This window comes from Roseibium sp. FZY0029 (genome assembly GCF_036350355.1).
GTDB lineage: Bacteria > Pseudomonadota > Alphaproteobacteria > Rhizobiales > Stappiaceae > Roseibium.
Genome location: NZ_JAZDVZ010000002.1, coordinates 530,436 through 556,406, shown reverse-complemented (window position 1 = coordinate 556,406; position 25,971 = coordinate 530,436). Strand labels below are relative to the sequence as shown.

Below are 25,971 nucleotides of genomic sequence, written 5' to 3'. Positions count from 1 at the left end.
GGAGGGTTTGAGCGACCGGTTTAACCGGGTGTTTGGGCTTCGGGCTCATTGTTGGAGCTCTACAGCTTGCGGCTGGGTGCCGTCAGGCAGGTAAAGAGTAACGTGGAGCACCCTTATGGCCCCTTCATCCATGGCCCGCGTCGCCGGACGCGCCGGTCCGGAGGCACCGATCGATCTGGTGCAACTGGCGACAAACACGCTCGGCAATCGGGATCTTGAAGTGCAGGTCCTGCATCTGTTCAAGTCGCAGTCCATCTCGACGCTGGAGCGGTTGAAGCAGGAAACCGACAACGCCGTTCGGCTTGACCTGGTGCACACGCTCAAAGGGTCTGCCCGCGCCATCGGTGCGGAACGGGTTGCGATTGTCTGCGAAAATCTTGAAGGCAAGATGCGCTCCAGCACGGATACGGCAACCGAAGGCCTGATTGCGGCGGTTGATGAGGCAAACCGTTATATCCGGGACCTTCTGGAAGGTTGACAGACAGTTCCCCGGCGAGAATGGGGAGAGGCAGATTGCCGCGCGGAAATGGCACGGTCCTTGACCTTTCGCCGTAAATCTTTATGTCGTGCTTCGAAGATCTGCAAATTCAGGCTTGGACGCGACATATGCCGAAAATCACATTTGTAAACGCTGATGGAAACCGGACCGACGTTGAGGCTGCCGAAGGCTCGACCGTGATGGAAAACGCCATCAAGAACATGGTTCAGGGTATCGAAGCGGAATGCGGCGGCGCTTGCGCCTGCGCAACCTGCCACGTCTATGTTGACGAAGCCTGGAGCAGCAAGACCGGCTCTCCGGAGCCGATGGAAGAGGACATGCTCGACTTCGCCTACGATGTGAAGCCGACCTCGCGCCTGTCCTGCCAGATCAAGGTGACTTCCGATCTCGACGGCCTTGTGGTGCATGTGCCTGAGCGGCAGGCCTGATCAGGTCAGTTCTGACAAGATTTCAAACAAAACGCCCGCCGGATCACTCCGGCGGGCGTTTTGTTTTGTCCAGGTAGAGATCACTCTGCAGGTTGGGCAGAAGGCTTGCGGTACCAGAAATCGACCTCGCGGCCTTCTTCCGGATTGCTCGGGATCAGTGTTGCCAGCACGAGGCTGACCACCGCCATGGCGGCACCGGCCAGGAAGACAGCGGCCGGGGACACCAGCCAGATGAGGCCGAAGGCCACCGGAATGAACACCGCGGCGATGTGATTGATGGTAAAGGCAACACCGGCGGTGGGTGCAATGTCGGCCGGATCAGCGATCTTCTGGAAGTAGGTCTTGATCGCAATTGCAATGGCGAAGAAGGCGTGGTCGATCACATACAGGCTGGCTGCCAGCGTCGCGTTGGTGACGAAGGCATAGCAGACGAACACCAGGATCAGGCCGATATATTCCAGAACCAGCGCCTTGCGCTCGCCGAAGCGGACGATCAGCCTGCCGATCTTGGGCGCCAGCACCATGTTGAAGGCGCCATTCAGAAGGAACAGCCCAGCGACCTCATGCACGTCATAGCCGAACCGTTCCACCATCAGGAAGCCGGCGAAAACCGTGAAGATCTGCCGGCGGGCACCTGCCATGAAGGTGAGGGCGTAATAGAGCCAATAGCGTTTTCTGAGGATCAGCTTCTTGTGCTGCGGCACGCCTTCGCGGAAATGCGGGTAGGCGAAGATCAGAAACACGAGGACAGCAAGTGTCAGACCGCCGGCAATGGCAAATACCACCGTGAACGACAGCTCGAACATCTTCCAGGCGACGAAGATGACACCATAGGCGATCAACTGGGCGAAAGCGCCGACAGACAGGATCTTGCCCATGCTGGCGGCGGCCGTTGCCTTTGGCAGCCATTGCAGCGACAGCGATTGCGCCATCGTCTCGTAGTAGTGGAAGCCGATCGACATGATGAGTGTCGTTACGTAAAAGCCGAAGGCGGTCGGGAAATATCCCGTGACGGCGACACCGACACCCAGGAGCAGCAACGAGACATAGGCCAGCGTCTGCTCGCGCATCATCAGCAGAAGATAGACCGCGAGGAAACTCAGGAAGCCCGGGATTTCCCGGATCGATTGCTGGATGCCGATCTCCCGGCCGGTGAAATCCAGCTCCTGAACGGCAAAGTTGTTCATCAGGTTCCACCAGGCAGCAAAGGAGAGCTGCATGGCACCTGCCATGATCATCAGGAGAACCACTGGCGACCGCCAGCCGGTCGCCTCGTTCGGATGGGCATTCTGCGTGAAGTAAGACATTCTGTGGCCGTGGGAAATTGATAGCGTTCGGCAGTGTTAAGAGCCGTTTCTAACGCCAATTGTATCTTGCGTGTTAGCGCTGTTTTGTCATGAGATGTTTCCGAAACGCCAAAATCCAGATGATAAGATCGTCGCAGGCCAGCGAGGTCGCGAAATTATCTCTGTGGCTCGTGATTTCGTAAAGGGGAGGCTTCAAGCATTGCCGGAGGTGACTGACCGCAGAACTCTTCCTGTCCAATTTCGAAGTGAAGGTATACGATCCCGCGCATGAGCATTCATCCCGAACTTGCCGAGTTTCCGAGAGAGGCGGTCGCTGCACCGATCATCGGTTATGCGCGCACTCAGCTTCAGGGCCGGAGCAATGGATGGCATGCCCATGATGCCGCGCAGCTTTTTCATGTGATCCGGGGATCGATTGCCATCGACACAGACATGGGTACCTACTTTGTGCCGCCCGAACGTGCCGTCTGGCTGCCGCCCAGGGTCAGTCACCAGACCCGGTATCTCACCGATACCGAACTGCGCTTCATCTACGTGCAGTATGACTACACGCGGGATTTGCCGCAAACGCCGCAGGTGATGCAGGTAACGACCCTGTTGAGGGCGCTTATCCTGGAGTTCATGTCCTACCCGCGGTCGGAAACGGACAAGGGCCCGGCGGCACGGATTGCCGCGGTTATCCTGGATCAGCTGAAGATGCTGCCGGTCGCCCCGCTGCAATTGCCGATGCCGCAGGATGCCCGGCTGCGCGACCTGTGCGAAGGGGTAGTGCGGTGCCCGGCGCATATTCCCTCGCTGAGCGAGGCTGCGGACCGCTGTGCGACGTCCGTTCGCTCGTTCGAGCGGCGGATCAAGGCGGAGACCGGCCTCAGCTACCGGACCTGGTGCCGGCAGGTGAAGCTGTTCCGGGCGCTCGAGCTGCTTGCCTCCGGGCGCAGCGTCTCCGACGTCTCTCACAAGCTTGGCTACGAGGGTCCGAGTGCTTTTGTTTCTACCTTCAAAAAGGCTTTTGGTGTCACTCCCGGCCGCTATTTCGACGGTGTCGAGGCGGATTGATCCTTGTCATGGCAGACCGGGTCGACCGGGCGCAAAACAGGATCACCTGCTTTTTGGGGAGACAAAAGATGTTCAAGAAAATCCTCGTTCCCGTTGATCCTGCCGAAACCGGCTTCGCCGCGGAAGCGCTCGCCCAAGCCTCGCAATTTGCCCGCGACTACGGCTCCAAGATCCACCTGATGGCTGTTTGCCCGGAGGTTCAGAGCTTCGTTGCAAGCCAGCTTCCGGAAGGCTGGCAGAAGCGGGAATTCGAGGAAACCTCGAAAATCCTCGACAAGATCGCCGGAGATCTTGACGTTCCCGAAGGCACCGTCGATCTGACTGTCCGCATGGGCTCGGTCTATCATGAGGTGATCGAGGAAGCGGAACGGGCAAACTGCGATCTGGTGCTCATGACATCGCACAAGCCGGGCCTTTCGACTTATTTCATCGGCTCGAACGCCGCTCACATCGTGCGGCACGCGCCGTGCTCGGTCATGGTGCTACGCGCCGGGTAAGCGAACAGCCCAAGGGAGGCGCGGAGCGGACCGTTGCCCGCGTTTGGCGCGCAACCTCAGCCTTCACAGGGCTGGATGCGTGACCTTCGGCACTTTCTGCCAGGCGCATCCCACGGCTTTGCTTTATCTGGCCAGTTCCTTCATGGCCTCTGTCAGCCCCTCGACTGTCATGGGGAACATGCGGCCCTCCATCAGTTCATGCAGCATCTGGATGGAATGGGTATAGTGCCAGTGTTCCTGCCGGACCGGGTTCAGCCAGACTGCGCTCTTGTAAAGCCCGGTGATCCGCTGCATCCAGTCGGCCCCGGCTTCTTCGTTCCAGTGCTCCACGGAGCCGCCGGGGTAGGCAATCTCGTAGGGACTCATCGAGGCGTCGCCGACAAAGATGATCTTGTAGTCGGCGGGATACTTGTGCAGCACGTCCATCGTTGGCATGCGCTCGGTGTGGCGGCGGCGGTTTTCCTTCCAGACATATTCGTACAGGCAGTTGTGGAAGTAGAAATGCTCCATCACCTTGAATTCGGACCGGGCGGCTGAAAACAGTTCCTCGCAGACCCGGATGTGATCGTCCATCGAGCCGCCAATGTCGAAGAACAGCAGCACCTTCACCGCATTGTGCCGCTCCGGGCGCATCTTGATGTCCAGAAGGCCCTTGTGGGCGGTGGCGCGGATCGTGTCGTCGAGATCCAGTTCTTCAGCGGCGCCCGTGCGCGCGAAGTTGCGCAGCCGTTTCAGAGCCACCTGGATGTTGCGCGTGCCGAGCAACTGGGTGTCGTCAAGATCCTTGAACTCGCGTTTGTCCCAGACCTTGACCGCGCGCCGGTGCCGGCTTTCGTGCTGGCCGATGCGTACGCCTTCCGGATTGTAGCCATAGGCACCAAAAGGGGATGTGCCGGCAGTGCCGATCCATTTGTTGCCGCCCTGGTGGCGCTTCTGCTGTTCCTTCAGGCGTTCGCGCAAGGTTTCCATCAGCTTTTCAAAGCCACCGAGCGCCTCGATCTGCGCCTTTTCCTCTTCGCTCAGGTGTTTTTCCGCCAAACGGCGCAACCACTCTTCCGGAATATCGGTGGTCGGCACCTCGCTCATGAGGTCGAGCCCCTTGAAGACATGGCCGAAGACGCGGTCGAACTTGTCCAGGTTGCTCTCGTCCTTCACCAGGGTGAGACGGGCAAGATAATAGAAATCCTCGACACTCTTTTCCGCCAGATCCTTATCCAGCGCTTCCATGAGCGTCAGATATTCGCGGAGCGAGACCGGAATGCCGGCCGATTTCAGTTCGGTGAAGAAGGTAATGAACATGATGCGAAAGGTAAGTTCCCGGCAGTTGCCTGTCGAGGGTCAAAAAGGACGCCAGGCGAGGCATTTTTGAACCGCCTTGCCGATAGCCCGCAAGGGGGCCGTCATCTTCCAGGATCTCGAGGCGACGAGGGCGTCGTGGCGCTGTTTCAACTGATCGAGTTCGGCTTGCAGTTGCCTGACTTTTGCCTGCTGCGCAGTTGCTGTTTGGGCATGTCGGGCGGCATTGCCCGCATGACGGCGGCTTTCAGACCTGAGGTGGTTGATCAGGTATTCATTGCAACCGGTCTGGAAAGCCTGCCTTTCCGCCGGATCGGCGAACCTTTGCACCAACGCTGCCAATTCGTCGTGTCTTTCAGTCAGTGACATGTCCTTACGGTGCACGGCGGAAGGCTTGATACATTGGACCGTGGGCCTGGTTGCAAAGGTGAAGTCCGTGCGCGCCAGGAACTTCCGCCACATGAAGAGGTCCGTCCAGAAGTCCGGTCGGGCCGGGCTCCAGCCGACGTCGAGCGACCGGTAGGCCTCGAGTGAATAACCGACCGTGGACGGGCCGAAGAAGTTCCATCTGGTTTCAAGCATCTTGCGGCGTGTGTCGGCGTCTGAAAGGTCTCCGATGTAAACCGTGAAAGCGCCGTTGGGCATAATTTCGGCCTGAAGCAGATTGCCGAAGTCACAGGTCTGTAGCAGGCGGTCGAGTTCGGAAAGATGTTCGGGAAACCAGATATCGTCATCGCCGATCTGGGCCACATATCTGCCGCTTGCTTGCAGAAGCGCCGTGTGCCTGTGCGCCTCGCCGTGCCTTTCGCCCTTGGGAAAGGAAAAAACACGGATCCTGTCGTCATCCGTTGCCAGCTTCTCCGCCACCTCAACGGTTTCTAGAGGCGCGCCATCGCAAACGATGAACAGTTCGAAGTCCTGCAGCGACTGGCTCAGAACGCTGTCGACCGCAAATGAAAGCAGCGCGGGCGGTCGGTTGACCGGCAGTAGGACAGTAAAGCGCGGCTGGGTCACGGCAAACCTGCAAGGGCTCTCAGTTCGGCAATACGTCTGACGATCAGCGCTCCTTCTGCCGCAGAGGACTTCGGAGGAGGTCCACCCTTCAAATGCGCCACAAAAGCTTCCAGTTCCGCAAGGAGGGGCATTTTTGTGCCGACCTCGATCTGCTGCGGTTTCCCGCTGTCCTCTCTCGGGGCAAAAAGAATACGGTCATCATAGGATGCTGCCAGTTGGGCAACCGCCTTGCTGCCGATCACGACGACGGAACGTGTAGGGGATGGATGGAGCGACGAAATCTCCATTGTAACGGTGAGCGGTTCGCCATCATTTTGAAGACGGGCGATCATGTCCTCGCCGCCCATGCCCGGGATCTGGGAAATGGCCGAACAAGCCTTCGGCAGCGTTCCCAGAATTTCCAGGGCAATAGAGAGGTCATGGGGTATCAGGATCCAGAGACTGTCAACATCCTGATGCGGATTGCCCCAGCCGAGGCGATAGGTGCGCAGGGCTTCGATCTGACCAAGTTCGCCAGACTTTGCCAGTTCTGCAAGTTTCAAAATGCCGGGGTGGTAACGCCATTTGTCCATGACGAAAAGGCGTTCTTTGAGTGTACCGGCAAGCTCTTGCGCCGCCCGCGCGTCGTTGGTGAGCGGCTTTTCACAGAAAATCGGACGGTTCCGGGGCGCAAGTGCCTCGAGGCAGGCACCGTGACGCACAGTCGGCGGCGCAACGATATAGCCCGCGCAGTCGGGAAGAGCGGCAGAGCTGTCGCACACCGAAGCGGCTCCAGCGTCAAGCGCTGCTTGCCGGCTGTCCCTACCCGGTACGGCCACATGAACTTCTACGCCCAGACTGCGCAAATCGCGGAAGATGAGTTTCCCCCATCGGCCAAACCCGACCAAACCGACATCAGTCATGATATTGCCCGATCATCGATAGCGGGAAAGGGCAGGGCGCCCTGTCATCAGGCATTGGCGTCCAAATAGAATTTATCAAGCATCTGCGCATAGCTGTCGGCTGTTCTGTCGCGAGCGGAAAGAACCGGGTCCTTCGTCGGCCAAGCCAGGTTCAGTTCCGGACTATCGTATTTGCAGCCGAGATCATCCGTCGGGTCGAAGTAGGTGGATACCGAATAAAGGTGTGTCGAGGCTTCGGGGTAATAGAACCCGTGGCACACACCCGGTGGGATGGAAACGGCACGTCTGTGTGCTTCGGTGAGATCCAGAATTTCCGATGTTCCGAACGTAGGGCTGTCACGGCGAATGTCATGCAGGCCAAGCAGCATTCTGCCGGCCAGAATCATCAGATAATCGTAGTGATCCTTGTGCACATGAACGCCGCGCAGGGTGTCCGCTCTTGAGGTGACGATGTTCCACTGGATCGATCTGAAATCGGTGAGCCACGTTTCCCGGTAAATCTCGGTGAAACTGCCACGCTCATCAATGTGGGCAACAAGGTCATGGACAATCACGCCCTCAATTGACGTTTCTCGGGTATCCATCGAATTGTCTGACCCCAGCAGCCGTTTCACCTTCGCCTAATTCGAGCCCCATCCAGACCCTGCGCCAGACTAACAGGTTTCTCCGGGATGTGGAGGTCGGGGGCCTGAAATTGCGCGTGAAGGCCTGTTTGGTGCCTAAGGCTGCTGCCGCGCGTGCCGGACGCAGAAGAACCGGGCAGCTTCGTCTGAAAGCCTCAGAAGCTGATCCTGGCGCCAAGGCGAACCGATGCCGAAAGGGTATCGGCGCTGTCGTAGCCGCCTTCTATGCCGGCGAGGAACCGGGTGCCATCGTTCACCTGCCACACGGCATCGGCAGCCGCAAAACCCCGGAGTACTGCATCGTCTCTGTCAACGGAAAGGTTCAAGGCAGCTCCTTGCAGGGTGCCTTCGACGCTGTCGTTCAGCGTGAAGATGCCATCGATACCTGCTTTCGCACCAAGATAAAGCGTTCCGCTGGTCTGGATGATGGGAGCATGATCGTAGGTGGCCTGAGCGCGCAGTTCCAGAACGTGCAACGAGCGGTCGGAAACGGAGAGGCCTGTCACTTCTTCCGCGGCGCTGCCGGTTTGCCAGAGACCGGAATAACGCACCCGTGCGCTGGGGGTAATGGTGCCGCCGGGCAGGGTATAGGTGTGGCCGAGACGGGCGGATGGCGTCACGTAGACGTAGTCATAGTCGATGGAGAGATCCTGCAAGCCGCCGACAACCATATTGTTGAGAACGGTGACGTCTTCATCGCTTTTGAGGTAACCGCCAAGAAGAGTGAATTGGGCAAAGGTCGCCTGCCAGGACCGGGTGACATAACCACCTGCGTGGATGCTGTAACTGGAGGCCGAGTGAATGTCGCCGTCGCTGGTTGTTCTGCCGAAGGTGAAACCACTCGCAAGACCGGCGGCAAGCCCTTCAGCGAATGTTTTTTCAGCCCCGGCGCTGAGGCCGCCAAAGGCGTGATCAAAGCCATCGCTTCCCTGGCGAGAAAGAACACCACCAAGTGGCGTGGCCCAAATCGATGTGGAATTTTCCTGGTCAGGAGCCGGACCGCTGGTTGCGACGAAGGACGTTCCGCTCAGTCGATTGAGGTCCATCTGCTGTTCGATGCTGCCGGTGACGGCCCGTGTCATCGCGTTGAAAGTCTGACCGGCCGTGTCCAACCTGAAATCCTCCGGATTGAGGATGGTGACCGTATTGCCGTTGGTCGAAGAGGCGAAACCCGCCGTGGTCAGCGTTCCCGGGACACCGCTAAAGGTCAGGATTGCGGTTCGCCCCGCGGCGTAGTTCAGGGTCGCGGTTGTCGGATCGGTGAAAGTCAGCACACCTTGAAGAATGGTGCCTTCGTTCAACGCAACTGTTGCACCAGATCCGTCGACATAGATAGAGGACCCGTTCGTGCTGTAGATGCTTCCGGAGTTGGTGATCGTGACATTGTCGCCGTCAACAGCGATGCCATGCCCGACGTCGTCATGATTTCCGGAAATCGTGCCGGTGTTACGAAGCGTGCCACTGTTGGAAATGGTGACATCGTCGCCGTTGGATTCGATCGGGTTGGCATCCTCCCCGGAAACGCTGATCGTGCCCGAGTTGGTGATGGTCGCACGGTCACCATCGTTGTCGATGCCGTCTGCCAGCCTGCCGGACATGGTCATGACGCCGGTGTTGATCAGGGTGACATCGTCGCCATCGCTGTCGAACCCGTCTGCGTCCTCACCGGACGTCGCGATCGTTCCGGCGTTGGTGATCTTCGCGTTGTCTTCGTCCGTGTCGATGGCATAGGCGTCGTCGCCAGTCGTGGTGATCGTGCCCGAGTTGAAAACAGTCGGCCGGTCTCCCTCGGCGTTGATGCCATAGGCAGCTTCGCCGGTGGTGGAGATCATGCCGGAGTTGGTGATGTCGGAACCTGCACCAAGGGAGAAAATGGCGTCGGATTCCTTGCCCGTCGTGGTGATTGTGCCCGAGTTGGTGACAGTGAAGTCGTCCCCGTCGCCAGCAATGCCGAAGGCGCGGCTGCCTGTGGTAGCAATGGACCCGCTGTTGTGAACTGTGGCGTCATCATCATTCGAGCCGATACCGGCAAGGTTCGGCGTGCCGGTGGTCGTCTTGGTAACGGTGATGGTGCCGTTGTTGGTTGCCGTCTGATCGACATTGTCCAGGACGATGCCGTCCTGATTGGTCACGTCGATCTTGCCACCGCTTTCGACCGTTCCGGTGTCACCGACATCCGACAATGTCTGTGTTGTGGTGACTGTGCTGCCCGCGGCCACGGTAACGTCACTGGCTAAAGCCTCGCCCGAAGCGAGCAGGGCCATTGCGCCACTGCAAAGCAGTAATCCCTTGAGTGGGTGGCAAAACGAAAAGCGGATTTCTGCTGGGGGCGACAACGGCCTATCGCTGCACAAGTTAGCGTCTCACCTGATTATTTCTGTTTTTTTCGTTCGAAACGCTACGGCGGCTTCCGAAGAAACATTAATGATCAAGACGTGTATGTGCCGTCGGTAGAAATAGCAATTGGCTTGATCGCACTGTGCGCAGAACTTTGCCGTGTACTATTTTAAATCTAAACTTTAAGACTTGCCGGACGGGTCTTCTTTTTTGGCGAACGAGACCAGTTCTCCCATGAAATCGGAAATGGTGGGGCCGGTGCCGGCCACAAAGGGTGCTGGTCTGCACACGGCAATTGCGGCAATGCCGATGCGGGCTGTGAGCAGCCCGTTGACCACGCCTTCGCCCAGGCGGGCGGAAAGCCGGGCTGCCAGCCCGTGGCCCAGTACCTGCGACGCGAGGCTGTCGCCCGCGGCCATGCCGCCGGTCACCGCCAGATGTGCCATCACGTGTTTGGCAAGCCGCAGGAAGCCAAGCGTTCCGGGCCGCCCGCCATAGAGGGCGGACAAGCGCCGGATCGTCCGGAGGTTTTCAAACAGGACCGCCAGCAGATCGACAAGGGCTCTCGGGCTGACGGCCGTGACGATGGAGACGCGCTTTGCGCTGTTCATTACGATGCGCCGCGCTTCAAGGTCGAGCGGGCCGAGGAGGTCGCGCTCGGCCAGTTTGACCAGGTCGCGGCCGTCGATCACTTCCCGCATATGCCCGGCGAGGGCCTTGCGGCCCTGGGCGGTTTCAGGACGGTCCTTGTAGAGCGCGAGCAGCTCCTTCAGGCCGGCTGTTGCTGCCTTTGCGTCGTCCGCATCGGCGGCGCTCTGCAGCCCGTCGCGCAGATGGTCGATGCGGCCAAGGCGCATGAGTCCGGCAATTTCGCGGACAACCATTCCCAGCAAGCCAAGGGCCGCCAGTGCGGCAAGGGCAACGCCCAGCCAGCCAAGCCAGTCGGTCCGGGCAAAGAGATCCCGTATCAGACTGTCGACCGCAAGCCCAACGGCCAGCGACACGAGGCCCGACAGGCCGATCATCATCCACTTGCCGAAGCGAAATCCGGATCTGGGCGTGCTGGCGGCGCGGGGAAGGCGTGGCTCTTCCTCGTCGACAAAGGCCTGGGTTATCAGGGCTTCGCCGGAGCCGGGGATCCGCGTGTCGTCATCTGTCATCCGCACCTTGGCATCGTCGAGCCGAAAGGCAGCCGGTTTGCGATGGGACGGGGGCAGGGAACCGGTCATGCCAGGCGATCTCCGATCAGGAATTCAAGGGCGCGGTCAAGCCGGATATGCGGCAGTGACAATGTCAGGCCTTCGGCGGTCTTGTCGAGCTCCGGGGGGCGGAATCGCAGGAACTGAAGATCAGCCTGAGCGGTTTGAAAACTTGCTCGAAGCGCTTCAGAAACTGATTCAGCTTGTCCAAAAAGTGATTCAGGATCGTCCGGCAAGTCACCGGGAAACATGGCGATTTCGGTCTTGCCATCGTAGGTGTCGCCGTTCAGCCGTTCCCCAGGCAATGGCGTGCCGAGGATGGCGGGAAGGGCTTCGCCGCAATGTTTGACCGTCGCCTCGCGCGTTGCCCGGACGGCGGCCATGGCGAGAACCTCGACCTCGGCCCCCTTGAATGTCGCGCGTTCCTCGGCCCGCGCAACCAGCCGCTTCAGGATCAGTTCCAGCCGGTCATGGTCCGATCTGTGCAGGTGGTCTGCCTTGGTCGCCGCGAACAGGATGCGGTCGATCCGGCGTGACAGGATAGAAGACAGCCAACTTCGTTTGCCGGGACGGAAGGCCCCCAGAACTTCGGTGAGCGCTGTTTCCAGATCCGCGATTGCGTGCGGGCCCGCGTTCAGGGCATGCAGCACATCGACAAGCACGATCTGACGGTCGAGGCGTGCGAAGTGGTTTCGAAAGAACGGCCGCACCACGTGGGTCTTGTAGGCCTCGTACCGCCGCTCCATCATCGCGCGCAAGGTACCGGCTCTGGCGGGGGAGGTATCTGCGGGAATGTCCAATGGGGCAAAGGTCAGGGCCGGGGAGCCGTCCAGATCGCCCGGCATCAGGAAGCGGCCAGGAGGAAGCATCGACAGGGCGTGGGCATCCGCGCGACAGGCCGCCAGATAGGTCTTGAAGCTTGCCGAAAGTTCCTGTGCCGCCGGTTCGCTTTCCTGCCCGTTGGCATCCGTGGCCGCGAGGATCTTCAGAAACGGTTCGGCAATCTCCGCCCGATTGTCTGCCCGGGCGCGCCGCATCGCTTCGGCGGAAAAGGTGGCGTAATCCTTGCCGAGCAGGGGCAGGTCCAGCAGCCATTCGCCGGGATAGTCGATCAGGTCGAGATGCAGGCGGCCGGGACCGAGCTTGCGGTAGAAGTAGGAGGCACTTTCGTAATCGATCGTCAGGCGCAGTTCTGAGACCTGACGGGTCGACTCCGGCCAGATCCGCTCTCCGACAAGGGCGCGCACATGCGCCTCGTAATCAAAGCGAGGCACTGCATCATCCGGTTGCGGTTGAAGCCTTGCGCCGGTCATCCGGTGGCCGGAGGCAGCGCTGAACAGCGGCAGGCGGCCGCCGTGAACGAGATTATGCACAAGCGCGGTGAGGAAAACGGTCTTGCCCGCTCGCGCAAGTCCGGTCACGCCCAGCCGGACACTTGGCACTGCCAGATCGGTTGCCGCATCGGCAAGGTTGGCCAGTGTCAGCCGGGTTTCTTCTGCAAGTGTCGTCAATGGGTTCACAAAGGCCTCCAGCGCGTTCATGTAGGCGCGGGCGAGGCCAAGTGCAATCCGGATTTAAGTCCGAAGCCCTAGCCGGTCTCGCCCTTCAGGTCTCGCGGTTTGACGAAACGCTCCAGATGTCCGGTCTTGGGCTGCAGCTCCGACCAGTCGGCAATATCGAAATCAATCACCGCAAGAGCACCGGTCGGAAATTTTTCCTGGATGTCGGTAAGCGCACCGGAAGATTCCGTGCCAATCAGGTCCAGCGCCGTGTCCTGGGTGGCGGGGTTGTGACCGATGACCATGAGGTTCTGCGCACGGCCGCCGTAGCGACGGATCAAACCAGCATAGTTGTCTTCGCTTTGCTGGTAGAGGTCGGACACCAGGTGGATCTGGGTTTCCTGCGTAAGCGTGGGCAGAAGGCGGGCCAGGGTCTCTCGCGTACGCTGCGCGGTGGAACACAGGATCTGGTTCGGCTTCAGGCCCTGTTCCTGCATATAGCGGGCCATCTTGAGGGATGCGGTTTTGCCGCGGCTGTTCAAAGGCCGGTCAATATCGGCCAGGTTCGGATCGCCCCAGTCTGATTTCGCATGTCTGAACAAAAGGAGCCGCATCGTCTTTCCCGGTTCTGTGGATGTTGGAGACGTGCCGGCGCACAAGGGCCGGACTGCCGGTCAGTTCTGGTTGGCAAGCGCCATGGTGAAGGCGGTGACAGCCGGTCCGATCTCCACCTCTTGAGTCGGCAGCGTGTATGACAGCCACAATGTATAGTCCGATGTGGCACCGGAAAAGTACCACAAGGTTTCGCACAGGCTCGTCGGTGTCCAGCTGCGTGTCCGGAACGATATGCCGGAAGCACCGGCTCCGGTCAGCTTGATCGGCTCAAAGCCGGCCGCCTTGTAATTTCGGGAGAAGGTCAGGGCTTCACGGCGGCCGGTGCCCTGAAGATGCTTGCGCAGGACTGCGGTTATGCCGTCACGGCCCGTGTAGATGCATCCCGCCTGGCTGACGGCGTCGCCTTCCATCACCTTGATGCGGTAGTAGTCGCCTATCATGTCGGGGCAGCGCAGGCCGGTGAAATGACGCAATCCGCCGACATCGCTTTGCCAGCCAGCATCTTTTTCCGGTGGCACCTGTGCGTAAGCAGACCCGCCCGCGGCGATAGGCAGCGCGAACATTGCCAGCACTAGAAGGGTGGCGGCCTGTTTCGCCAAGTCAGTCTCCTCGTCACCCGATCCCGGTCGATCCGTTTTTCCGTTCGAAGGCCCGGACTTCAGGACCGTTCCCGGCGTGCCATGAACGCCAGGCGTTCGAACAGATGCACGTCCTGCTCGTTCTTCAACAGCGCGCCGTGCAGCGGCGGTATCAGTTTGGAGCTATCTTGTTGACGAAGGGTTTCGGGGTCGATGTCTTCGTTCAAAAGCAGCTTGATCCAGTCGATCAGCTCGGAGGTGGATGGCTTCTTCTTCAGTCCCGGAACGTCACGAACATCATAGAACAGACGCAGGGCTTCCGACAGCAGCCTTTGCTTGATGCCCGGGAAATGCACCTCGACGATCTCCGTCATGGTGTCGGCATCGGGAAACTTGATGAAATGGAAGAAACACCGGCGCAGGAAAGCGTCGGGCAGGTCCTTCTCGTTGTTGGACGTGATGATGACGATCGGGCGCTGCTTGGCGCGTACGGTTTCACCGGTCTCATAGACATGGAACTCCATGCGGTCGAGTTCCAGGAGAAGATCGTTCGGAAATTCTATATCGGCCTTGTCGACCTCATCGATCAGCAGAACCGGCCTCTGCGCAGAATCGAATGCTTCCCAGAGCTTGCCCTTGCGGATGTAGTTGTTGATGTCCTTCACGCGCTCGTCGCCGAGCTGGCTGTCGCGCAGGCGTGAAACAGCATCGTATTCATAAAGGCCCTGCTGAGCCTTTGTCGTGGATTTGACATGCCATTCGATCAGCGGGGCTTTCAGGGCTGCAGCAACCTGTTCGGCAAGTACGGTCTTGCCGGTGCCGGGTTCTCCCTTGATCAGCAACGGCCGCTCCAGGGCGACCGCGGCATTGACCGCAACCCGCAGATCTTCCGTGGCGATATAGCTTTCAGTTCCTTCGAAGCGCATTTGGCCGTCCGTTTTTCCTCAATCGGGCGCAAGGTGGCAGGCCGCGCGCGGCTGTGCAAGCCCGTAAAAGGCAGGAGTGCCGGGGCGCGGCAATTTTGAACCTCTCTTGCCGGGTTGCGCGGTAGTTTTTGCCTGTTGGGTCATGACCTGCCGGGTTGGTTTTTCCGCTTTCGGCACAAGAAGTCTGCCTAAGTATCTGAAATATAGCGAAAATGAATGATTTTCCCAAACTGGCACGGCCTTTGCGGAGGAAGGCCGATCATGGGCGCAAGCCCGCGTCGCAGTGCCCGATCTATAAAGAGGACCGAAAATGGGTATTTATGGGGCTATCAACTCGGCTGTCTCAGGACTGGCTGCGCAGGCTAAGGCTCTCGAAAATATTTCCGGTAACGTCGCAAACTCGCAGACGACCGGTTACAAACGGCTCGACACCACATTCTCCGATCTGGTGTCCGGTGGCGGGTCCAAGCAGGCTCAACAGGTGTCCGGAACCACCTTCGCCACATCTCGTGCCACCAACACCGTGCAGGGCGATATCACGTCGGTCGACGTCGACACCTACATGGCCATCAATGGCCCGGGCTATTTTGTCGTGACCAAGGCGTCCGATGTCGTCGATGGCTCGACCACCTTTGCTGACGAAACCTACTACACCCGCGCGGGCGACTTCGAGCGCGACAAGGAAGGTTATCTGATCAACAGCTCCGGCTACTACCTGCAGGGCTTCCCGCTGGATCCCAATACCGGCAACGCGATCGGCGACAATCCGACGGTGATCCAGATCGAGAACCAGCCTTTGGCCGCCTCTGCCACCACGACAGTTGATTACCAGGCCAACCTGCCGCGTGTTCCGGCTACCAACGACTACGATGGTGCTGATGAAACCACGGCTCTGCTGAACGCCACCGTCGGTGCCGGCAACGTTGCTGTCGCGAACGAAGCGGACTTCCTGAACAGCTCCATTTCCGGTGGGTCCATCACGATCTATAACCAGAACGGCACGGCGATGCCCGTCGAAGTTCGTTATGCCAAGACCGCGAACTATGATGCCGGTCCCCCCGTCGTGGAAGATGCCTGGACGATGTATATCGGTACCGGCGGCGATGCGACCGATGCCTGGTACGATGTGGGTACGATCCAGTTTGACGATACCGGCGAGATGACCACCCTGACGGCCGGTGCCATGACCGGTTCAGCGGTGAACGGCTCAGGTGACGGTTTTACCATTTCCTCGCTCACCATTGGCGGTACCACTGCGGCGAACGTTGAATTTTCCTTCGCCGACGGGTCCCTGACCCAGTATTCCGACAAGGATGGCAGGGCCAGCTCCGTGTCGCTGGACCAGGACGGTTTCCCGGCAGGTGAACTGACTGGCGTCGCCGTGGATGCTTCCGGCCGCGTGATTGCCAGCTATTCCAACAACCAGCAGCGCCCCGTTTACCAGATCCCGCTCGCGACGTTCCAGGCCGAACAGGACCTGCAGCGCGTTGACGGTGCCGCGTTTGCGGCAACCGCCGGATCGGGCGACGCGGATCTTTCCGGCGGCGGGCAGATCCTTGCCAAGAAGGTGGAACTCTCCAACGCCGATATTGCTGACGAGTTTTCCAAGCTGATCATCACCCAGCAGGCCTATTCCGCAAACTCGAGGATCGTCACGTCCGCGGACGAGATGCTCGATGATGCCTTGAATATGGTCCGGTAATCCCGCCCTGGCCGGCGGGGTCTTTACCCGCCGGCCGGCCTGGCCTTGTCGCGTAGTACGAAGGAGAAGCCGCCATGGGTCTTACAAGCGCCCTCAATACCGCGGTTTTCGGAATCACCTATAATCAGCGTCAGCTGGACGTTACCGCGTCCAACATCGCGAACGCGGATACGGCCGGCTATTCCAAAAAGACAATTTCGGCGAATGTCTATTTCGACGGAAACGGCAATGTTGCCGGGCTGAACGCAACTGAAGTGCGCCGGATCGTCAACGAGCAGATCCAGTCCGACTATTTCAACTCACTCGCCGACACCAGTTATTCCCGCCAGATCGCGGATTTTACCGATCGGCTGGACGATATTTTCGGCACCATCGATGACAAGAGCTCCTTGTCATCGCTTGCTGGCAAACTGTCTACCGCCCTTTCCAGCCTGGTGAACGATCCGGGCAATTATGCCATTCAAAAGGATGTGGTCTCGGCCGCGGAAGCTTTTGCCCGGGAGATCAACTCGTCCTATGCGCAGATCGCGGACCTGCGTCAGGAAGCGGACAACGCACTGGCTTCGCAGACAGACAGCGTGAATGGTCTGCTCTCAAGCATCGAAGACATCGACGAAGCCATCCAGAGCGCGACCCAGTCCGGGGTTTCGACTGCGGACATGGAAGACGAGCGCGACCGGCTGATCGAGCAGCTGTCCGGTTATCTCGATATCGATGTTTCCAAGAACGACAACAATTCGATTGCCATCCGCACCGCAGGCGGCAACCAGCTCTACGCTGACGGCAAGGCCTCGACACTGACCTTCAATGCCACGCACCTGCTTCAGCCGGGCCAGGCCGGCAACTCGGTGATGGTGAGAACACCGGGTGGCACCCAGTATGATCTCATCGCGTCGTCGAAATCCGGTTCAATGCTGGCGACCGCTGAACTTCGCGACGATATTCTGGTCGAGGCCCAGACACAGCTCGACACGATCGCTGCCGAACTCTCACTTGCCTTTTCCAATGTGGATGTTGAAAGCACGGCTGCGACGGTCGGACTGGACAGCGGTTTCGATCTCGATGTGTCCGCGCTTCAACCGGGCAATACGATCACGCTGGATTATACCGACAGCAGCGGCAATCCGCAGACCGTCACGCTGGTGGCCGTGGACGATCCCACCTTGCTGCCACTGGACGATTCCGCGACTGCCAATCCGGGCGATACCGTCTTCGGTATCGATATTTCCAGCGGCGTTCCGGCAACCTATATCACCAACATCACCGCGGCGCTGTCCGGGACCGGCCTTCTGGTCAGCAACGACGGATCGGACAACCTGCGCGTTCTCGGCGACAACACAGCGCCGACCAGCGTCGAGAGCCTGAGCGCGAATGTCACCGTGACGGCCAATTCCGATCAGGGGCTGGGGCTTGCGATCTTCGTCGACCAGCGGGTCGGAACAGACCTCTTCACCGATGCGCTTGAAGGCGGTGGTCAGCGGCTCGGCTATGCGTCCGGGATCAGCGTTAATCCGGATCTACTGGCCGACAGTGCGCTTCTGGTGAATTACCAGACCACGCCAACACCGAACACATCCAATGATCCGGCACGGGCCAAGTACCTGTCGGATGCGCTTAGTGTGGGTACCAAACATTATGATCCGGGTTCGGGGATCGGCAGCGCGTCGACCCCGTTCCAGGGGACGCTGGTGGACTACGTCAACCAGACAGTCGCGTTTCAGGGCAACCAGGCGGAAGACGCAGCCACATATGCGGATTCCAAGGAGGCGCTGACCATGAATCTCGCCATTCGCTACGAGCAGAGCTACTCGGTCGATCTCGACGCCGAACTGGCCTTCATGGTTCAGCTTGAAAACGCCTATGCGGCCAATGCCCGCGTCATGCAGACCATCAAGGATCTCTTCGAAGAGCTCCTGAACATCGTTTAAGGTTGGGTGCGTTATGGCAGTTTCGAATATCACCACCTCCCGGACTTATCTGACCCGCCAGCTCGGCGAGCTCAACGATATGCTGGCAAGCAAGACCACACAGCTTGCCAGAGGCAAGGTCGGCACAACCTACGGCGAGGTGGGCGACCGCCGGCTTCTGGATATTCAGCTGACCCAGAAGGTCAGCATGATCGAGAGCTATCAGGACACGATCACTATTGCCAATCTGCACCTGAAAACGTCCACCATGTCGCTGGAACGCCTGGAGGACATCCGTCAGGATGCGAAATCCGCGCTCGACACCAACGACTTCGTGCTTCAGGACGACGGGCAGACCCAGACCCAGTCTCGCGCCAAATTGCTGCTGAACGAAGCGCTGAACATCCTGAACACGGAAGTCGCCGGATTTTACGTCTTCGGCGGCACGGATGCCGTTCAGGATCCCGTTGCCAGGATCGACGACATTCTGGACGGAGCAAACGGTCGTGACGGGCTGAGAACGGTCATGAGCGAGTATTCCGAGGCGAATCTCGGGGCAGGCAACAACGGCCGCATGACGACCTCAGCGCTGACCACAAATTATGCGGGCGCGGTGCCGACCGATTCCACCTTCACCATCGCGGAAGATGGGGCGCATGATTTCGGCTTCGACATCGCTTCGGTTGCATCGACCCTGACCAATGTTTCCATTACCGGGCCTTCGGCGACGGACCCGGACAGTTTCGATGTGCAGTTTACCGGGCAACCGGAACTGGGCGAGACCATCACGGTGGAGCTTTCCCTGCCACCCGACCACAGCGAGACGATCTCCATAGAGCTGACGGCTGCCAACAGCACCGCTGAAGAGGGCACGTTTGCAATCGGGAGCGATCTTGAGGAAACCGCGCAGAACCTGCGTGATGCGCTGACGGCGGAGATCGAACATCAGGCGCAGACGACCCTTCGCTCGGTGTCCGACGAATGGGCGGCGGAAGAGTTCTTCAAGACTTTCGGCGGCGAGGAGCCGCAGCGTGTCGACGGGCCGCCGTTCGACAGTGCAACCGCACTGACCGGCGGCGGATCGACGACTGTCGCCTGGTACACCGGCCGCAATACGCCAACGGACGATCCGCGCACGGACAAGAACGCGGTGATCGACAGCAATCTCACGGTTCAATACGGCATTCGGGCCAACGAGAAGCCGCTGCAGGAACTGGTCCAGTCTCTGGCGGCGTTTATTGCCGCGGATTTTTCCGGCGGCACGACGATTGACGAAGAATACTACAACACGCTGTCGACAAATCTGCGCACCACCTTGCAGCCCCCCGGTGTCGATCAGTCGGGGATCACCGACATTGCCACGGACATCGCCATCACGCACCGGACGGTTTCGTTGACCGACGAGCGGCATGTGCAGATGAAAAGCAGCTATCAGGGCACGATCGCGGATATCGAAGGCATCGACCGGGATCAGGTTGCGGCCGAGATCCTGCAATTGCAGACCAATATCGAGGTTTCCTACCGGGCCTCGTCGATCGTGTTCAATCTGACCCTGTCCGATTACCTGTAAGATCTCCCAATCTCGCTTTCCCTCCGCAGGCGTTTTGCGCCTGCGGATACACGCGCCTTTGTGTCGGGCGGCGAAAAGTCTTGAAATATCCCGCCTTTGGGGGAACACTCTTTCTGTCGCTTTTGTCCCGGCCGATCTCTAAATGGCGTCCACAGCCAGCCTGACCCGGGCAGGACGGTTTTGGCGACGGCCTGAATTTTTCTATTCCTTTTCCAAGAAAACACCGCGGCACACCGCGTAAAGATCGACACCATGGGAGGGAGAGCCGATGTGTCATGTATTCGCCGGACAGGATCCGGAACGCTACGCCAGCCAGACCCGGCGGTTGCGGCTCAACGGACAGAGCACGAGTATCCGTCTGGAAAATTCCTTCTGGGCGATTCTGGATCAGATCGCCGCTTCGGAAGGGGTGACGACGCCTCATTTCATCTCGACGCTTCATTCCGAAGTGATCGAATTGCGGGGGGAGCCGAAGAACTTCACCTCGCTGTTGCGCTGCGCCTGTCTGAAGTTCCTTGAGATTTCGTCGAACCAGCATGCGGCTTCGATTGCCGCGGAATGATATTTTGCATTGCAACGCAAGTTTTGCCGCTCGCAGTATAAGCATACTACCCAGGCGATAGTTGCCACGCGCTACGCTTCACTCATGCCAATTCAAGCAGAGCGGAGTAACGCGTGGCGAAAGCAATTCATTCCATGATCCGTGTTCTGGACGAACACAGGTCTCTTTCCTTTTATGAAAAAGCATTCGGACTGACCGTAGCGGATCGTCTGGATTTCCCCGATTTTACCCTGATCTACCTGAGCAACAGCGAGTCCGGCTTCGAGCTGGAACTGACGGTCAACAAGGGGCGGACGGAGCCCTATGACCTTGGCGACGGCTATGGCCATCTGGCGTTCAGCGTCGATGATCTCGACAGCGAGCACGCACGGTTCGAAGCCGCAGGTCTCAATCCACGAAAACTGGTCGATTTCGCTCCCGGGGGAGACGTCATTGCGCGCTTCTTCTTCGTTGCGGATCCCGATGGCTATCAGATCGAGGTGCTTCAGCGCGGCGGTCGATACGAGTGACTTGAATGGGAGGAGAGCATGAAAACCGAAAACAGTCCGAGAGGTTTGACCAGACGGCAGCTTCTGGCCCGGGCGACGGCGGCAGGAGCCGCCTTCGTCACCGGATCGGGATTTCTGGCGGCCAGGGACGGAGCCTGGGCGACGGAGCTGAGCGCGCTCAAGCCGGACAGCTTTGCCACGCTGGTGCAGATGGCACGGGACATCTATCCGCATGACCACGTCGGCGACGAATATTACGTCATCGCCGTCAAGGGATACGACACGCCCGACCTTGCCGAGGATATCGAAGCCGGTATCGAGGCTCTGAATGGAGCAGCCCAGGGGAGAGGGCATGCCTCCTATCTCGCAATCGGTTGGGAGCGCGACAGAGCCGATCTGCTGCGGTCGATGGAGGACAGCCCGTTCTTTCAACGGATCAGGGGCGGTCTCGTGACCGGTCTCTACAATCAGAAAGCGGTCTGGCCGTTGTTTGGTTACGAGGGAGCTTCCTACGAGTTGGGTGGCTACATCGACCGGGGCTTCAATGACATCAACTGGCTTTGAGCCTGAGGGAGGAAACCATGGCTGCACCTTTTGACCTGAATGACGACACGGTTGTCGTTGTGATCGGAACAGGCGCCGGCGGCGGTGTGCTTGCCAACGAACTGGCGCAGAAAGGCGTGAGTGTCGTGGCTCTGGAGGCGGGCGGACGCTACCTGCCGGAGGACTATGTCAACGACGAATGGGAAAGTTTCGGGCAACTTGCCTGGGTCGATCCCAGAACCACATCGGGCGACTGGCGGGTTGCCAAGGACTTTTCCGGACTGCCGGCCTGGATCGTCAAGGCTGTTGGCGGCACCACCGTTCACTGGGCGGGGGCCTCGATCCGCTTCCAGCCGCATGAATGGAAGGCAAAGACGTCTTACGGCAACGTTCAGGGTGCCAACCTGCTCGACTGGCCGATCGATGCGGAGGAAATGGACCCCTGGTACACCCTTGCCGAAACCAAGCTGGGTGTGACGCGCACAGGTGGCCGCGCAGGGTTGCCGGGCAACAACAATTATCTGGTTTTCGAGAAAGGTGCCAAGGCGCTCGGTTACAAGGAAGTCCACACGGGCCGGATGGCCATCAACTCTGGCGACTATGACGAGCGTATCTCCTGTCAGCAGACAGGCTTCTGTTTTCAAGGGTGCAAATGGGGAGCGAAGTGGTCGGCCGCCTACACGGACATTCCCCGCGGCGAGGCAACCGGAAATCTGGAAGTTCGCGACCACGCCCATGTCGCGCGCATTCTTCATGACGACACAGGCAAGGTGACCGGGGTCGAGTATTTCGACAAGGACGGCAATCTGCAGCTTCAGAAAGCCCGTGTCGTGTGCGTTGCCGGCAACTCGTTCGAGAGTCCGAGGCTCTTGCTGAATTCTGCATCTTCCATGTTCCCGGATGGTCTTGCCAACAGCTCTGGTCAGGTGGGACGCAACTACATGCGCCACACCACAGGGTCGGTCTATGCCATTTTCGACAAACCCGTGAAGATGTGGCGCGGAACCACCATGGCCGGCATCATTCAGGATGAGGCCCGTCACGATCCGTCACGTGGCTTCGTCGGGGGCTATGAGCTGGAAACCCTCTCGCTTGGACTGCCGTTCATGGCAGCTTTTCTCGACCCGGGCGGATGGGGCCGGGAGTTCACCAGTGCGCTCGACGGCTATGAAAACATGGCCGGGATGTGGATCGTCGGCGAGGACATGCCTCAGGAAACGAACCGCGTCACGCTCAATCATGATGTGAAGGACAAATTCGGCCTGCCAGTTGCGAATGTTCACTTCGACGATCATCCCAATGACGTCGCCATGCGCAATCACGCCTATAAACAGGGAATAGCCATCTATGAGGCAGTTGGGGCGACCCGGACCTTCCCGACACCGCCATACCCGTCGACCCACAATCTGGGCACCAACCGGATGTCGGAAAACCCTCGCGACGGCGTGGTCAATCGCTGGGGGCAGACCCACGATATAGCCAATCTATTCGTGTCGGACGGGTCCCAGTTTACCACGGGCGCTTCTGAAAACCCGACCCTGACGATCGTTGCGCTGGCAATCCGTCAGGCCGATCACATCGCCCGGGAAATGAGTACAGGCAATCTGTAGTCATGCGCAGGCGGCCTTCGGGACGGTTCCGCTTTCCAGGCCGAACGTCTCGGGGGCTGAAGGCATTGCCTGCGCTCACTTCAGCGCAGGCCGTTCAGGACGTGCTTCATGTCTCATGGCTGCAATTCCTGCCCGCAGCTTGAGGACCCGCTGATCCCCGGCGGAGACTTCCTCCGTTTCCACCGGGGGAGGGCAGGCTGACGTTGCAGTCAAGAGAAAGGCCGCCAAGGTTACCCTGGCGGCCTTTCTTGATGTCTGATCGTATTTTCTGAGGCTGTTCTATAACCGGGCTTGCCGGGATCAGGACCTCAGACCCTCGGCGATCGAGCGATTGATGCTGATGAGGGTATCGAGCTTTTTATCATCGTCAGTCGTCATGACTGCGATGGTCTGCTTGAACACGAATATGCCGAGCGTGGCGATATTGTTCTTGATGTCCTGAGGCAGTTCGCTTTCAGCACTGGTCGCGGATGTTACGAGAATTGTCCAGAGCTTGCGATTGTACACCAGGGCGTCATCTTTTTCCGCAAGAGAGGAATTTGCCCATTCATCCTTGATCAACTGAAGCCGGGCTGCGGCCTTCATCAGCAGATTCGCTTCCAGCTCCCTCGGTGACATCGCCACCTGGCTTGTTTTCTGGTAAGCCTGCGCTGCCTGTTTGTACATGACTGATCAGCGTCCCTTCATACTCGATGAGCTTACGTGCTTCTTTCAGTGCTTTATAGAAGGCGCCGGTTAGTATGGCGTTACTAATCCTGGTGACAAAAGGAATTGTACTCGGCGCGGCCTTCACTATGTCATTGACGAGGCTGAAGTAACTCTCCTGTATCTTCTCCAAGTCAGTTGACAGATACATCAGCTGGACAGCCAGGTAGACCCGTTTCGCTGGTGTATCCGCAGTGGCCGGCGTGAGAATGTCCTTTTCTCGCAGAATGGGAGCCTGGCCTTCGATAAAAAGGCGAGTGCGCTGATTGTCATTGGTGATGACACTTTCCCCAATGATAATTCGCTCGCCCGGTTTCAACTCGACCTTGAGCGCCATTCCGTGACCTCCACGCAGAAGTATCGCCATGAAACGTTAACGAAACCGTTAACGATTTGCCCCCGATACCTTAATGATAAACGCCTCCGGTGTTAACCGAACAGGCTCAAGACGCTCTGATCTGCCTGGTTGGCGAGAGACAGAGCCGTCGAAGAAAGCTGCTGACGGGTTTGCAGCGCAAGCATGTTAGCACCTTCTTCATTCATGTCAGCAATTGTCAGGTGGCCTGCGCCAACCTCCAGCGTGTTGATCAGATTTTGTGTGAAGTCGGTTCGGATTTCCACAGTCGAAAGCGCCGTGCCCATGGACCGGGCCGCGTTGCGAAGCTCATCGAGCGCCGCGTTGATGGCCTGCAGCGTTCGATCGATATCCGTATCCGACTTGAATTCGGAGGCGGCGGCCGTCAACGACACGATCCCCGACGTTGATCCGAGCGTCGTCCTGTTGAAATCGCTGTTGCTGCTGGAAATGTCGAACGAGACTTCGCCGATAAGGCTGATGCTGCCGCCGGAGAAGGTCGCATCCAGACCCTTCACGTTGTTGATGAAGGTCACGAGATCGCTGACCGTGGTTTCTTCATCAATCTCCAGCGAAGCCGGCTCGAAGCCGTTGCCGTCAGTGATCGTGATCGTGTCGCCAGCCTGGAACCCACCTGAGGTGATCAGTGTCGCCGTAGAACTGAGAGGAGACACCGTCATCGTGGTCGTGGTGCCGCCGGTGTCGCCACCGTCCGTCGCCGCGCCGCCGCCGGTGTTGTCCTTGGAGATATAGAGAGCGTTGTCGAGACCGGACGTGATCGTGATGGAATCCGTCGCTTCGTCAAAAGTCGCACTAACGCCGTTGAGATCGTTCAGCGCATCCACGTAATCCTGCACCGTGGTGATGTCGGTGCCGACCGTCAGGTTTGTGGTGCCGGAGGAATCGGTGATGCTGATAACGTTGCCGGTCGCCCAGTCGGCCAGATCCGTCAGGTTCGACGAGGCCTGCATTCCCGACAGGGAAATGGTGGTCGTGCCGCTGTAGAGGTTGAAGGACGATGTACCGGTGCCGCCTGCATCGAGATCATCCAGATTGAGCCCGTCATCCAGAGAGGTGTCGGTAAAGTCGACCGGGTTGACGGTGAGGTTCGAGGTGCTGTCCTCGTTGAAGATAACTTCAAGCTCGTTACCGGCGCCGGCAAGAAGGTTCTTGCCCTTGTAGCTGGAGTCCCGTGCCATGTCTTCGATCTGTTCCAGCAGATCGTTGTACTGGCTGGTGAACAGCTTGCGTTCATACTCGCTGGACGTCTGCAAGGCCTGGTTCGCGATGGCCTTTGCCGATTCCACCAGCTTGGTGATCGATGTGATGCCCTTGTCCGCGGCGCGGATCGTCTGCACCGCCTGGCCCATGTTGTCCAGAAGGTTGGACAGATCGCTTGCCCTGTCGTTGAGCGATTGCGCCGTGAAATAGGAGTTCGGATTATCGAGCGCTGTGTTGACCTTCAAACCCGTTGCCAGGCGTGTTTGCGTGATCGATTGCAAATCAGCCGTCTGTTTCAGCGACAGGAGATTGTCCCGGACAGCACTGGAGAGAACAATATCAGGCATCAGACTTCACCGCTTTCCCTATTCAGGTCTCGCCAAAGGCATCATGCAGCTATTCCAAGTCGAGCATGCACCTTTGTCGTAAAACTAAATGGAAAGTTAATCGCTGATGCACGTATTAACGTCTCGTAAATAAAAGTTACCAAAAGCTTTCTTTTAAAGCATTGATTTTTAACGATAAAAAATTT

Annotated in this window: 25 protein-coding genes; 11 read left to right on the top strand and 14 right to left on the bottom strand. The window is 58.8% G+C overall.

Annotation, left to right across the window (positions count from 1 at the left end):
- The first annotated feature begins 115 nt into the window (after window positions 1-115).
- A complete protein-coding gene (locus V1T76_RS07125) occupies window positions 116-478 on the top strand; it encodes an Hpt domain-containing protein (RefSeq protein ID WP_330559937.1) in 363 nt (120 codons plus the stop codon).
- A 128-nt stretch (window positions 479-606) separates the two neighbouring features.
- Window positions 607-927 carry a 2Fe-2S iron-sulfur cluster-binding protein gene (locus V1T76_RS07120; protein WP_330559935.1) on the top strand — a complete coding sequence of 107 codons (321 nt, stop codon included), beginning with the start codon at window positions 607-609 and terminating at the stop codon, window positions 925-927.
- Between the two features lie 80 nt (window positions 928-1,007).
- Here V1T76_RS07120 and V1T76_RS07115 read toward each other — a convergent pair whose 3' ends face one another.
- Entirely contained in the window at window positions 1,008-2,234 is a 1,227-nt protein-coding gene (locus V1T76_RS07115) for an MFS transporter (RefSeq protein WP_330559934.1), read from the bottom strand.
- Window positions 2,235-2,501: 267 nt separating this feature from the next.
- On the opposite strand from V1T76_RS07115, the gene V1T76_RS07110 reads away from it, so the two are divergent.
- On the top strand, window positions 2,502-3,290 hold the full coding sequence (locus tag V1T76_RS07110) for an AraC family transcriptional regulator (protein ID WP_330559933.1): 789 nt from the start codon (window positions 2,502-2,504) through the stop codon (window positions 3,288-3,290).
- Window positions 3,291-3,358: 68 nt separating this feature from the next.
- A complete protein-coding gene (locus tag V1T76_RS07105) occupies window positions 3,359-3,787 on the top strand; it encodes a universal stress protein (protein ID WP_330559932.1) in 429 nt (142 codons plus the stop codon).
- Between the two features lie 123 nt (window positions 3,788-3,910).
- Here V1T76_RS07105 and V1T76_RS07100 read toward each other — a convergent pair whose 3' ends face one another.
- From V1T76_RS07100 to V1T76_RS07055, 10 genes are all read right to left on the bottom strand, one after another.
- Complete coding sequence (locus tag V1T76_RS07100; RefSeq protein WP_006932715.1) at window positions 3,911-5,086, bottom strand: vWA domain-containing protein; 1,176 nt, start codon at window positions 5,084-5,086, stop codon at window positions 3,911-3,913.
- A 39-nt stretch (window positions 5,087-5,125) separates the two neighbouring features.
- On the bottom strand, window positions 5,126-6,097 hold the full coding sequence (locus V1T76_RS07095; protein WP_330559930.1) for a glycosyltransferase family 2 protein: 972 nt from the start codon (window positions 6,095-6,097) through the stop codon (window positions 5,126-5,128).
- Complete coding sequence (locus tag V1T76_RS07090; protein WP_330559928.1) at window positions 6,094-6,999, bottom strand: Gfo/Idh/MocA family protein; 906 nt, start codon at window positions 6,997-6,999, stop codon at window positions 6,094-6,096. Before V1T76_RS07090 ends, V1T76_RS07095 begins: the two co-directional genes overlap by 4 nt.
- A 47-nt stretch (window positions 7,000-7,046) precedes the next feature.
- Entirely contained in the window at window positions 7,047-7,583 is a 537-nt protein-coding gene (locus V1T76_RS07085; RefSeq protein WP_330559927.1) for a dTDP-4-dehydrorhamnose 3,5-epimerase family protein, read from the bottom strand.
- A gap of 194 nt (window positions 7,584-7,777) precedes the next feature.
- Window positions 7,778-9,886 carry an autotransporter outer membrane beta-barrel domain-containing protein gene (locus tag V1T76_RS07080; RefSeq protein WP_330559926.1) on the bottom strand — a complete coding sequence of 703 codons (2,109 nt, stop codon included), beginning with the start codon at window positions 9,884-9,886 and terminating at the stop codon, window positions 7,778-7,780.
- Window positions 9,887-10,141: 255 nt separating this feature from the next.
- Window positions 10,142-11,188, bottom strand: coding sequence for a YcjF family protein (locus V1T76_RS07075; protein WP_330559924.1), 1,047 nt, complete (start codon window positions 11,186-11,188; stop codon window positions 10,142-10,144).
- Window positions 11,185-12,699 carry a YcjX family protein gene (locus V1T76_RS07070; protein ID WP_442970090.1) on the bottom strand — a complete coding sequence of 505 codons (1,515 nt, stop codon included), beginning with the start codon at window positions 12,697-12,699 and terminating at the stop codon, window positions 11,185-11,187. Before V1T76_RS07070 ends, V1T76_RS07075 begins: the two co-directional genes overlap by 4 nt.
- A 47-nt stretch (window positions 12,700-12,746) precedes the next feature.
- Entirely contained in the window at window positions 12,747-13,271 is a 525-nt protein-coding gene (locus V1T76_RS07065) for a SixA phosphatase family protein (protein ID WP_330559921.1), read from the bottom strand.
- A gap of 60 nt (window positions 13,272-13,331) precedes the next feature.
- Window positions 13,332-13,871, bottom strand: coding sequence for a hypothetical protein (locus V1T76_RS07060; RefSeq protein ID WP_330559920.1), 540 nt, complete (start codon window positions 13,869-13,871; stop codon window positions 13,332-13,334).
- Between the two features lie 59 nt (window positions 13,872-13,930).
- Window positions 13,931-14,776, bottom strand: coding sequence for an AAA family ATPase (locus V1T76_RS07055; RefSeq protein ID WP_330559919.1), 846 nt, complete (start codon window positions 14,774-14,776; stop codon window positions 13,931-13,933).
- Between the two features lie 310 nt (window positions 14,777-15,086).
- Between V1T76_RS07055 and V1T76_RS07050 the strand changes: the two genes are divergently transcribed.
- The 7 genes from V1T76_RS07050 to V1T76_RS07020 all read left to right on the top strand — a co-directional run bounded on the left by V1T76_RS07050 (window position 15,087) and on the right by V1T76_RS07020 (window position 23,158).
- A complete protein-coding gene (locus V1T76_RS07050) occupies window positions 15,087-16,478 on the top strand; it encodes a flagellar hook protein FlgE (RefSeq protein WP_330559918.1) in 1,392 nt (463 codons plus the stop codon).
- Between the two features lie 74 nt (window positions 16,479-16,552).
- Complete coding sequence (gene flgK, locus V1T76_RS07045; protein ID WP_330559917.1) at window positions 16,553-18,406, top strand: flagellar hook-associated protein FlgK; 1,854 nt, start codon at window positions 16,553-16,555, stop codon at window positions 18,404-18,406.
- A 13-nt stretch (window positions 18,407-18,419) separates the two neighbouring features.
- Entirely contained in the window at window positions 18,420-19,955 is a 1,536-nt protein-coding gene (locus V1T76_RS07040) for a flagellar protein (protein ID WP_330559916.1), read from the top strand.
- A gap of 268 nt (window positions 19,956-20,223) precedes the next feature.
- Window positions 20,224-20,517, top strand: a complete 294-nt coding sequence (locus tag V1T76_RS07035; RefSeq protein ID WP_006932702.1) for a ribbon-helix-helix domain-containing protein — start codon at window positions 20,224-20,226, stop codon at window positions 20,515-20,517.
- Window positions 20,518-20,630: 113 nt separating this feature from the next.
- On the top strand, window positions 20,631-21,026 hold the full coding sequence (locus V1T76_RS07030; protein WP_330559915.1) for a VOC family protein: 396 nt from the start codon (window positions 20,631-20,633) through the stop codon (window positions 21,024-21,026).
- Window positions 21,027-21,044: 18 nt separating this feature from the next.
- Window positions 21,045-21,569 (top strand): Twin-arginine translocation pathway signal, encoded by a 525-nt coding sequence (locus V1T76_RS07025; RefSeq protein ID WP_330559914.1) that lies wholly within the window; start codon window positions 21,045-21,047, stop codon window positions 21,567-21,569.
- Window positions 21,570-21,586: 17 nt separating this feature from the next.
- Entirely contained in the window at window positions 21,587-23,158 is a 1,572-nt protein-coding gene (locus V1T76_RS07020; protein WP_330559912.1) for a GMC family oxidoreductase, read from the top strand.
- 300 nt (window positions 23,159-23,458) lie between these two features.
- Here V1T76_RS07020 and flaF read toward each other — a convergent pair whose 3' ends face one another.
- From flaF to V1T76_RS07005, 3 genes are all read right to left on the bottom strand, one after another.
- A complete protein-coding gene (flaF, locus tag V1T76_RS07015) occupies window positions 23,459-23,776 on the bottom strand; it encodes a flagellar biosynthesis regulator FlaF (RefSeq protein ID WP_330559911.1) in 318 nt (105 codons plus the stop codon).
- Complete coding sequence (gene flbT, locus V1T76_RS07010) at window positions 23,706-24,200, bottom strand: flagellar biosynthesis repressor FlbT (protein ID WP_006932693.1); 495 nt, start codon at window positions 24,198-24,200, stop codon at window positions 23,706-23,708. Before flbT ends, flaF begins: the two co-directional genes overlap by 71 nt.
- A 92-nt stretch (window positions 24,201-24,292) precedes the next feature.
- Window positions 24,293-25,786 carry a flagellin N-terminal helical domain-containing protein gene (locus V1T76_RS07005; RefSeq protein WP_330559910.1) on the bottom strand — a complete coding sequence of 498 codons (1,494 nt, stop codon included), beginning with the start codon at window positions 25,784-25,786 and terminating at the stop codon, window positions 24,293-24,295.
- Window positions 25,787-25,971: the final 185 nt, after the last annotated feature.

What these genes read in the sequence shown, in the direction of transcription:
- V1T76_RS07125 (WP_330559937.1), top strand. Translation starts at nt 116, where the DNA reads ATGGCCCCTTCATCCATGGCCCGCGTCGCCGGACGCGCCGGTCCGGAG.
- V1T76_RS07120 (WP_330559935.1), top strand. Translation starts at nt 607, where the DNA reads ATGCCGAAAATCACATTTGTAAACGCTGATGGAAACCGGACCGACGTT.
- V1T76_RS07115 (WP_330559934.1), bottom strand. Translation starts at nt 2,234, where the DNA reads ATGTCTTACTTCACGCAGAATGCCCATCCGAACGAGGCGACCGGCTGG.
- V1T76_RS07110 (WP_330559933.1), top strand. Translation starts at nt 2,502, where the DNA reads ATGAGCATTCATCCCGAACTTGCCGAGTTTCCGAGAGAGGCGGTCGCT.
- V1T76_RS07105 (WP_330559932.1), top strand. Translation starts at nt 3,359, where the DNA reads ATGTTCAAGAAAATCCTCGTTCCCGTTGATCCTGCCGAAACCGGCTTC.
- V1T76_RS07100 (WP_006932715.1), bottom strand. Translation starts at nt 5,086, where the DNA reads ATGTTCATTACCTTCTTCACCGAACTGAAATCGGCCGGCATTCCGGTC.
- V1T76_RS07090 (WP_330559928.1), bottom strand. Translation starts at nt 6,999, where the DNA reads ATGACTGATGTCGGTTTGGTCGGGTTTGGCCGATGGGGGAAACTCATC.
- V1T76_RS07085 (WP_330559927.1), bottom strand. Translation starts at nt 7,583, where the DNA reads ATGGATACCCGAGAAACGTCAATTGAGGGCGTGATTGTCCATGACCTT.
- V1T76_RS07080 (WP_330559926.1), bottom strand. Translation starts at nt 9,886, where the DNA reads ATGGCCCTGCTCGCTTCGGGCGAGGCTTTAGCCAGTGACGTTACCGTG.
- V1T76_RS07075 (WP_330559924.1), bottom strand. Translation starts at nt 11,188, where the DNA reads ATGACCGGTTCCCTGCCCCCGTCCCATCGCAAACCGGCTGCCTTTCGG.
- V1T76_RS07070 (WP_442970090.1), bottom strand. Translation starts at nt 12,699, where the DNA reads ATGAACGCGCTGGAGGCCTTTGTGAACCCATTGACGACACTTGCAGAA.
- V1T76_RS07065 (WP_330559921.1), bottom strand. Translation starts at nt 13,271, where the DNA reads ATGCGGCTCCTTTTGTTCAGACATGCGAAATCAGACTGGGGCGATCCG.
- V1T76_RS07055 (WP_330559919.1), bottom strand. Translation starts at nt 14,776, where the DNA reads ATGCGCTTCGAAGGAACTGAAAGCTATATCGCCACGGAAGATCTGCGG.
- V1T76_RS07050 (WP_330559918.1), top strand. Translation starts at nt 15,087, where the DNA reads ATGGGTATTTATGGGGCTATCAACTCGGCTGTCTCAGGACTGGCTGCG.
- flgK (WP_330559917.1), top strand. Translation starts at nt 16,553, where the DNA reads ATGGGTCTTACAAGCGCCCTCAATACCGCGGTTTTCGGAATCACCTAT.
- V1T76_RS07040 (WP_330559916.1), top strand. Translation starts at nt 18,420, where the DNA reads ATGGCAGTTTCGAATATCACCACCTCCCGGACTTATCTGACCCGCCAG.
- V1T76_RS07035 (WP_006932702.1), top strand. Translation starts at nt 20,224, where the DNA reads ATGTGTCATGTATTCGCCGGACAGGATCCGGAACGCTACGCCAGCCAG.
- V1T76_RS07025 (WP_330559914.1), top strand. Translation starts at nt 21,045, where the DNA reads ATGAAAACCGAAAACAGTCCGAGAGGTTTGACCAGACGGCAGCTTCTG.
- V1T76_RS07020 (WP_330559912.1), top strand. Translation starts at nt 21,587, where the DNA reads ATGGCTGCACCTTTTGACCTGAATGACGACACGGTTGTCGTTGTGATC.
- flaF (WP_330559911.1), bottom strand. Translation starts at nt 23,776, where the DNA reads ATGTCACCGAGGGAGCTGGAAGCGAATCTGCTGATGAAGGCCGCAGCC.
- flbT (WP_006932693.1), bottom strand. Translation starts at nt 24,200, where the DNA reads ATGGCGCTCAAGGTCGAGTTGAAACCGGGCGAGCGAATTATCATTGGG.
- V1T76_RS07005 (WP_330559910.1), bottom strand. Translation starts at nt 25,786, where the DNA reads ATGCCTGATATTGTTCTCTCCAGTGCTGTCCGGGACAATCTCCTGTCG.